Source organism: Microcystis sp. M144S2, from assembly GCF_020246065.1.
GTDB lineage: Bacteria > Cyanobacteriota > Cyanobacteriia > Cyanobacteriales > Microcystaceae > Microcystis > Microcystis ichthyoblabe_A.
This window is the reverse complement of sequence record NZ_JADBTR010000008.1, coordinates 1-7486: the sequence shown is the minus strand read 5'-3', so window position 1 is coordinate 7486 and position 7486 is coordinate 1. Positions and strand designations below refer to the sequence as shown.

8 protein-coding genes and 3 pseudogenes are annotated in these 7486 nt (G+C 42.1%); 3 read left to right on the top strand and 8 right to left on the bottom strand.

The window, feature by feature from the left end:
• Positions 1–289: 289 nt before the first annotated feature.
• Positions 290–1243 (bottom strand): branched-chain amino acid ABC transporter permease, encoded by a 954-nt coding sequence (locus IM462_RS01215; RefSeq protein ID WP_287703274.1) that lies wholly within the window; start codon positions 1241–1243, stop codon positions 290–292.
• A 589-nt stretch (positions 1244–1832) separates the two neighbouring features.
• On the opposite strand from IM462_RS01215, the gene IM462_RS01210 reads away from it, so the two are divergent.
• A complete protein-coding gene (locus tag IM462_RS01210; protein ID WP_287703272.1) occupies positions 1833–2405 on the top strand; it encodes a manganese efflux pump MntP in 573 nt (190 codons plus the stop codon).
• Here IM462_RS01210 and queC read toward each other — a convergent pair.
• Genes queC through IM462_RS01190 form a run of 4 tightly spaced genes read right to left on the bottom strand, consistent with a single transcriptional unit; the run spans position 2394 to position 4652 of the window.
• Positions 2394–3122, bottom strand: coding sequence for a 7-cyano-7-deazaguanine synthase QueC (gene queC, locus IM462_RS01205; protein ID WP_287703270.1), 729 nt, complete (start codon positions 3120–3122; stop codon positions 2394–2396). The two genes, IM462_RS01210 and queC, sit on opposite strands and share 12 nt — an antisense overlap.
• The gene (locus IM462_RS01200) at positions 3122–3484 is read right to left on the bottom strand and encodes an aspartyl protease (RefSeq protein ID WP_287703268.1); all 363 of its coding nucleotides are present in this window, start codon (positions 3482–3484) and stop codon (positions 3122–3124) included. The genes queC and IM462_RS01200 overlap by 1 nt, the downstream gene beginning before the upstream one ends.
• Positions 3481–3798 (bottom strand): hypothetical protein, encoded by a 318-nt coding sequence (locus tag IM462_RS01195; RefSeq protein WP_287703276.1) that lies wholly within the window; start codon positions 3796–3798, stop codon positions 3481–3483. The genes IM462_RS01200 and IM462_RS01195 overlap by 4 nt, the downstream gene beginning before the upstream one ends.
• A gap of 50 nt (positions 3799–3848) precedes the next feature.
• A complete protein-coding gene (locus tag IM462_RS01190) occupies positions 3849–4652 on the bottom strand; it encodes a DUF6444 domain-containing protein (RefSeq protein WP_287714765.1) in 804 nt (267 codons plus the stop codon).
• 74 nt (positions 4653–4726) lie between these two features.
• Between IM462_RS01190 and IM462_RS01185 the strand changes: the two are divergent.
• Positions 4727–4906 (top strand): annotated as a pseudogene (locus IM462_RS01185) (hypothetical protein); the annotation flags it as partial.
• 41 nt (positions 4907–4947) lie between these two features.
• Positions 4948–5799 (top strand): annotated as a pseudogene (locus IM462_RS01180) (SGNH/GDSL hydrolase family protein); the annotation flags it as partial.
• Positions 5800–5876: 77 nt separating this feature from the next.
• Here the strand turns inward: IM462_RS01180 and IM462_RS01175 are convergent.
• The 3 genes and pseudogenes from IM462_RS01175 to IM462_RS01165 all read right to left on the bottom strand — a co-directional run.
• Positions 5877–6108: pseudogene (locus IM462_RS01175) on the bottom strand (transposase); the annotation flags it as partial.
• Between the two features lie 33 nt (positions 6109–6141).
• Entirely contained in the window at positions 6142–6453 is a 312-nt protein-coding gene (locus IM462_RS01170; protein ID WP_287703264.1) for an ISAzo13-like element transposase-related protein, read from the bottom strand.
• A complete protein-coding gene (locus tag IM462_RS01165) occupies positions 6398–7348 on the bottom strand; it encodes an ISAzo13-like element transposase-related protein (protein ID WP_287703262.1) in 951 nt (316 codons plus the stop codon). The genes IM462_RS01170 and IM462_RS01165 overlap by 56 nt, the downstream gene beginning before the upstream one ends.
• Between the last annotated feature and the right edge of the window lie 138 nt (positions 7349–7486).

Genomic DNA, 7486 nt, shown 5'->3' with positions numbered 1-7486 from the left:
TCCAGATCTCAACAAAATTGAAAAGTTCTGGGCTAGATTGAAAAACTATGTTAGTCAGATTATCAATGATAGTGAAAACCTTGTGGATGCTGTGAGTAAAGCCTTCAGGCATCTGTCCTAACTAACTCGTTCTATGCCATATTATACGCTATTTAGATGCTGAACAGCCTAACAATTCCCCAAGAGCCGTATTGTCTTCGGAGAGGAATAAAAAATAATCTTCGAGTTCCATAATTAATTACCTTTGATTTGCCCGCTTATTTATTAACATTTTATATATTTGCTGTAATTAGGAATCAACTTGACTAGGAGAGGAACCTCTTTTAAAAGGAATTAGTTTTTTGATTAATTCAGGTGTAATTAAGCCTTGAGGATAAAAAATCGTTCCCAAAACGATTAAAATCCCAAAAATAATTAAACGACCATCGCGTAAGAAATTACCTAACCAAATTGGTAAACCATTCACGCCGCCGAGAGCGCGTAAAACTTCGGGCAAAGCAGTTAAAACAATGCCTCCCACCACTGGACCGATAAAAGTTCTTGAACCACCAATTAAAACGAAAGCCAAGAAAATAATACTGGCATCAAAAGTTCCTTGACGGGAATTCCAAGTATTGAGAAAATGGGCGCTTACCGCCCCCACAACTGCCGCTAAAACTGCCCCGAAAGTGAAGGATAAAACCTTGTGATAGGTGGGATTAATTCCCATAGCCGCAGCTGCCAATTCATCGGCACGAATGGCATTAAATGCCCGACCAATTTTGATGTTTTCTAACCGGTAGAGAAACAGCATAGTTAGGAATAAGAGGGGCAAAGCCAGCCAAAGGTAGGCTAATTGAGTGGTGAAAGGTTGGGGAATGGCAAAAATACCGACTGCACCACCAGTTATATCGAGATTAAGGGCAATAATTCTCAAAATTTCTACCCAAGCGATCGTGGCAATAGCTAAATAAATACCTCGCAAACGGAGAACAGGAATACCTAAAACTATGGCTAATATTCCTGAAATAATGCCAGCAACTAAAATTTCTAAAAAGACCAAAGTAAGGGGATAATTGCTACCGGTATTAGTAAAAACTTTCGTGGAAAGAATGGCGGCCACATAACCACCTAAAGCGTAAAAACCGGGGGTTGCTAAGGATAATTGACCGGCCATTAAGGGCAGATAAACTGAAATGCCTAAGCTGGCTCCAAATATCATTGAAACAATTAAAAAACCATAGGTGTTAAAAAAATCAGCCATATTTTCGGTGAGCGGTTATTGGGTGCTTAAGTTACTGGAGTCAATTAGCTAATTCTATCACCATTCTCTCCCCTCTGATTCTCTGGTAATTCTCGAAATTATGATCATTTTTTACTTGGTACTTTTCCTATATGGTAGCGTTCGCCACCGGAAAAGCAGACGGGATGATCGATGATGGGAAAAGGTATCTTTCTTAACTTTGTCTGGGAAAAAATTCAGGGGAATTCACGAAACAGCAGCATTGGTTAGTTAACTCCAAAAACTGGTTCCTCGGACTCCTCTAACTGAATTTCCCGATAAAATCGCAGTAGCGAGCGAAAAAGTCCTAGAAGCTGAGGATATCATCAGTTTTACCCCAGAAGCAATCCATCAGATTCAGGCAATCGGTGAGGAACCGGTAATCACCCTCAATCTCTACGGTGATACTTTTGCTTTTAAACGTTTTCAATTCGCTCCTCTCACTAATCGAGCAGTTAATTTTTAGGTTAGAGAAATGATAGATAAATGAGAGGATCATGAGATAAATATGAAAGTTTTTTGGGGAAAAATTAGTTAAGATAAGGGGAAATTAAAGGATAAACAACTATAGATGTTTACTTCACTCGAACTTTTAACCACTTCCTTTGTGGCCGTGGGATTAGCCGCCGATGCCGTGGCCGTTTCTCTGACCAGTGGCCTGATGATTCGTCATATTCATGTTAATAAGGCTTTGAAAATTGCTTTGTTTTTTGGGGGATTTCAAGCGATTATGCCGATGATCGGTTGGGGTATCGGTCTAACTTGTCGCGATTTACTCGCCTCTTTTGACCACTGGATCGCTTTTATTATTTTGGGGGCGATCGGCAGTAAAATGATCTACGAAGCTGTTCAAAATGATGACGAGGAAAAAAAATTTAATCCTCTAGATTCCTATACTTTAATCGGATTAGCGATCGCTACTAGCATCGATGCTTTAGTAGTTGGTTTGGGTTTGTCGATGATTAAAACTCCCTTACTTTTAGCTTGCACTGTCATCGGTTTTATTACCTTTGCTTTATGTTTTATAGCTGTTTTTATCGGGCATAAATTCGGTAATTTATTTAGTCAAAAGGTGGAAATTCTCGGCGGTTTAGTTTTAATATTAATCGGCAGTAAAATCCTCATTGAACATTTAATTGCCTAGATTATCTCCATTTTTTACTATCCTCCCTATTTTCTCCGACTGTTTCCACAGGGGAGTGGCTAATTCGGGATAACCAGCCTCAATTAAAGCCTGATCTCTGATGCGACAGGAATCACATAAACCGCAGGGTTCAACTTCTCCTTGATAACAAGACCAAGTATCAGCAATGGGAACCCCTAAACTAACAGCACGACGGACGATATCTACCTTACTATCCATCACCAAAGGGGCAATTAATTGGGGCGCTTTACCTTCTAAACCCGCTTTCGATGATAAATTAGCTAAAGTTTGAAAGGCATCTAAATACTCGGGACGACAATCGGGATAACCAGAATAATCCACCGCATTAATTCCTAAATATATCGCCTCCGCTGCCCTTGCTTCCGCTAAAGAAAGAGCGATCGAAATAAAAACTGTATTTCTCCCCGGCACATAGGTAATCGGGATAATATCTGGGTTAATTCCCTCTTGGGGAATAGCAATAGATTGATCGGTTAAAGCGGAACCTCCCCACAAAGATAGATTGACTTCGATCAGATGATGTTCTTTAATATTGAGGAAATTAGCAATTTTTTTCGCCGCCGCTAATTCCCGCTCGTGTCTTTGTCCATAACGAAAGGAAAGGGCGATTAATTGATAACCAGCAGCTAAAGCGATCGCTGCTGTTGTCGCTGAATCTAATCCCCCGGAAAGTAAAATAATCGCCTTTTTTGTCATTACCCTAATGTCACCTGTGTTTGTTGATAATTAGCTACTAAGATAAATTGTTTGAGCCACCGCGAACCTAACAAAATCTCCTGAATTGCCTCCCCTGCAAAAACGGGAATTTCGTATTCCTGACCATCAATTCTTACTCTGCCTAAATATATATCAAAAAATGCTTCTCCTTGAGCGGTTATCAATTTATTTTGTCGCAAAAAACGCCAATCAAGACTGTCAGCATCTTGACTATTTATGGCTAAAAACTCGGTAACCCCCGTATCCAGCATAACTTCTGCGGGGAGAATCAATCCATCATCGCCAACTAAATCGATATCAAAATAAATTTGTCCTTTGCTTCCCAATCTCCCTTCAATCATATTCTGCCACTAACTCCAGTTTCATTAATGCCAAAGATGTGATGAATTTTGTCGGGATATTTTGCCCTGGCTTTTTTGCTGGCCACTTCTTGATCGGGATCGATAAAATAATCGCCGCTATCGGGTTTGATCGCAATGTACCAACCATAATAATGTTTCATTAACCGGGGCTGTAAACTCTGAAAAATCGGCCAACAACGATGATAAAATTCTAATTGTCGGGCGCGATGTTTGGCCTTTTCTTCCTCTGTAGATTGCATCTCTGGAAAAACTCGACCACGACGCACTACTCGTTCAGAATTGTTGTTAGACATAGTAAGTAATAGGACAAAATTAACTTCTTGGTTAGGATAGGCGTAATTAGTCACAGCAAGAAGCAGCGATTATTGAGAATAAAGTAGTCCTTAAGCCCTAGATAGATAGTACAAAGTCTTTTTGAGGTGGAGAACGCGCGCCCGCTACAGTTAGGGTAGAGGCTTTGACAGAACCATTGCTGCATTTTGGCGAGACTTCCTTGAGACATCGGAAGGCCTAAACTTGTCTCCACCAGATACCTTTGTTTCGCGCAACTCAGATGACCCCCATAACCCAACCATCCGACCAAACTGCTCAGTAATGCAGCGTAACTAAAGTCTTCCCGACAACCCAGGGGTAACTCAGCATAGCCTTGTTTCCCACAATTCGGGCATTGGTAGAGTGGTCGCTGATATTCATTAATTTGTACTGGTTTACTTACCAATTCAGCTATCTGATTGCGCTTGACGGGGGCTGTTCCTACTTTCTCTGGTACAGTCCCACAGACTGGACAGATTTCCCGGTTCAGTGCTATATAGTTATCTACTTGTTCAAAGCCATTGCCTGTTTTCCCCTCATAACCGTGGGCAGGTCCTCTCTTTTTCCCTTTCGTCCCTGCTCCTTGACTCTTTTTTTTATATTTGTCTGCCGATGGCGGTTGGGAGCTATTTTCACTGCTCCTTTGAATAAGCTTGTGGAACTTTTCCTTGAACTGCTCTAATTCTTCTTCTAGTTGGACTAGCTTGCTTTCTCGTTCTTGATTCTTTTTTTTCTGTAGTACATAGGCTTCGCAGCAAAAGGCCGCCGCCATCTGTTCTGGGTCGAAGTCTGGGGCATTGATTAAGGTGGACAGTAGTTGGTCGTTAATTGCCATATCTGCCATGATACACTCAGGCAGTGCTTTTTGTCCATTCTCAGTTAATTTTTCTTATTGCACTGACTAATTACGAAAGGATTATCATTGAACCTATAAATAGGAAACTCAAAATCTTTAAAATCTTATCCTGTAAATATCGGAATCGTCGTCGAAGATATAGTTTAAGAGTTAACTTGTTGGAGGCTATTTATATGTCTGTTTTTTCTTTAATTTTACATGACAAGTTCGGAAGAACCATTTATATAAACTAACGGGAAATCGTTACCCGCCTAGCCCCCCCTACGCGAACGGGCGCTTTTCTAATGGTCTGCTCTGGATCGAGTATTTACAGCAGGATTTCGGACTGCCGAATAGCGCGGTGCTGAATCTTGCCTACGGCGGAGCCACCAGCGGTGGTCAGAACGTGGCCGAACGCTTGTTCGGGGGGGATTTTCCAGGATTACTCGACGAGATCGACGCGTTCGCCGCGAAACCCTTCCTACCAACTTTCGACGCTCCCGATCTCTTCGTCGTCTGGGCCGGGGCTAACGACTATCTTTTCGGTTTCAGTACCGACCCCGATGCCGTAGTCGGTAACATTATCGCCGCGGTTCAAACCCTGATCTCCCCTGCGGTCGGGGCGAAAACGGTAATCGTTCCGAATCTACCGGATCTCGGTAAATTACCCAGTCAGGCGGGAATACCGGGGATGACGAATCTAGCCCTAAAGCATAATCAGAAATTAGCTGCGGCGCTTCAAGCCCTCCAAAACGCTCCCTCGACTGCGGCAACTTTGATCCCGCTAAATATCTACTCTCTCTTCGAGAACACCTACAACGATCCGTCTCGCTACGGTTTAACCAACGTCACGGACGCTTGTTTGAATACCACTACCGGGCAGATCTGCGCGAATCCCTCCGAGTATCTTTTCTGGGACAGTTTCCATCCCACGACCGTAACCCATCAAGCGATCGCCGTTCTCGCCTCGACAACCCTCGCCAGCGTTCCCGAACCGGACGCAACAGGCGCGATCGTTATCGTCGCTTTTGTCGGTTTAGGCGTTAAAGTGGCGCAGGTAACGATGAAAAGAAAACCGAACCGAGCCAGCGATCCCACTTTCCGGGTAAAAGCGGTTGAAGGGAGGAGTAAATCTTTACTTGGGTAGGTAGAAAAATCGTTACTAGCTTATGGACACGGACGCTCGCTTTCACTTTTATAGTTATTTCAAATAAGAACGAGACCCTAGGCAACACAATAAGTACGAATAATTTCATCAAGGGGTGTACCCACAGGAGCATACATTCTTGCTCTCTTTAATGCACTAAAATCATCTTCGATATCATTTAAATCAGGAGAGTATTTTGGCAAAAATACTACCTGATGACCTGCTTCCTCTACCAGGCGTTCGACAGGCTCAGCCGAGCCGTTGTCTAATCACTGTCTTCCGATGAATTGGTGCCTTGGGTGGAATTAAATATAAGGGACTTGCGTAAAAATAAGATGCCAGCTAGGAGGGTAGAACCGTCACATCCCATTTGGGCAAAGTTTCAGAACGCTGCCAGAAAGGTTGCAATTGTTCTAATTCTTTAGTCAAAACCTTCACCCCTTTTTCATAAGTTCCTTCTACCAAATGCACTAGAGGTTTTATACCCTTCCAAGTCATGTTAGAAGCCCAATTAAGAGCCGCATCAATTGAATATAAAATTGCCCAATTCCAATAGTTCTCTAAGACGGCCCAACACCGTTCAATGGGATTATATTTACTATGGCATTTGCGGGTAGTAAATGAGCCGTATTTGCCCCTGGGTTTTTTGGGCAAATTCTACCATTCTTTTGATAAATTGAGTGCGGTTGCTGCGAGTGGCGGCTCCTCCATCTAAATCAATGACTAATTCTTCTAACACTGGATAGAGCGCTTGATTTTCTGGCCACCACAACTCTAAACAATCTGCCACAAAATCTGAGGTTTCAGCCGATTGACCGAAATAAATAGACAGGCGTTCTCCCCTCATATCTAGAATTCCTAAAGGGACTAAAACAGCCCTCCATTCCCTATCATGATCATCCGCTTTTAATGGATCGAGATAGCGGGCTTTACCCTGACGAGACAAATTTCCTATCTTAACTTTAGCTTTGCTATCCAAGGAAATTCTCAAAGATTTAGGATGTTTGTCAGCGGCTTGATTGGCTTGAGCTACGTTAGCAAAAATTGCCTCGGTTTCTGGGATTTTTTTGAGCGGTTTTATTTTTTTTGTTTTTTTTAAACTATAGCCCATTCGATTCAAAATATCTCCAATGGTTTGACGAGAGGGCAATTGTTCATCTCGATAGCCTTTTTCTTCTTTTAATGCCTCTCTTACGGCTCTGGCACTAATTTTTGTAAAAGCAAAAGTTGATTGAAATTTAGGGTCTGCTTGCGAGTACATCTCCACTAAACTTTTAATATCTGCCTCTAAGTTTGGTAGCAGTTCCTCCGTTTTTTTTCTCCCCCTAGCACGATAATTATCAATACAAATAATTCCACTTTCTAGCTCTTTCAATCCTGTTGCTATTGCCTGCCTAGACCATCCCAATTCTGTTTCGGCTAGGCGTGCTGAAGAGTTAAAATAGTCTATAGTTACTTGCGCCATAAAAGCCCTTTTCTTAAAACCTGTCAGCTTTTTTGCCGCATCTTTCAAGCTTGATTTGATTTTTTCAGTCAGTTCAGTTACCATAAGACCTCTTGCATAAATCCGAAAACAAACGATAGAAACAATAATGGGAGGGACTTTCAGTTAATTATTTATTAGTAGTTGATAATCTTCAAAAATGTTGCTGTACAAGGATCGACTTAAGACTTTTGCAAGAGGTCT

Bases quoted from the DNA above. Each gene is read 5' to 3' on its own strand.
- IM462_RS01215 (WP_287703274.1), bottom strand. From the start codon at position 1,243: ATGGCTGATTTTTTTAACACCTATGGTTTTTTAATTGTTTCAATGATA.
- IM462_RS01210 (WP_287703272.1), top strand. From the start codon at position 1,833: ATGTTTACTTCACTCGAACTTTTAACCACTTCCTTTGTGGCCGTGGGA.
- queC (WP_287703270.1), bottom strand. From the start codon at position 3,122: ATGACAAAAAAGGCGATTATTTTACTTTCCGGGGGATTAGATTCAGCG.
- IM462_RS01200 (WP_287703268.1), bottom strand. From the start codon at position 3,484: ATGATTGAAGGGAGATTGGGAAGCAAAGGACAAATTTATTTTGATATC.
- IM462_RS01195 (WP_287703276.1), bottom strand. From the start codon at position 3,798: ATGTCTAACAACAATTCTGAACGAGTAGTGCGTCGTGGTCGAGTTTTT.
- IM462_RS01190 (WP_287714765.1), bottom strand. From the start codon at position 4,652: ATGGCAATTAACGACCAACTACTGTCCACCTTAATCAATGCCCCAGAC.
- IM462_RS01165 (WP_287703262.1), bottom strand. From the start codon at position 7,348: ATGGTAACTGAACTGACTGAAAAAATCAAATCAAGCTTGAAAGATGCG.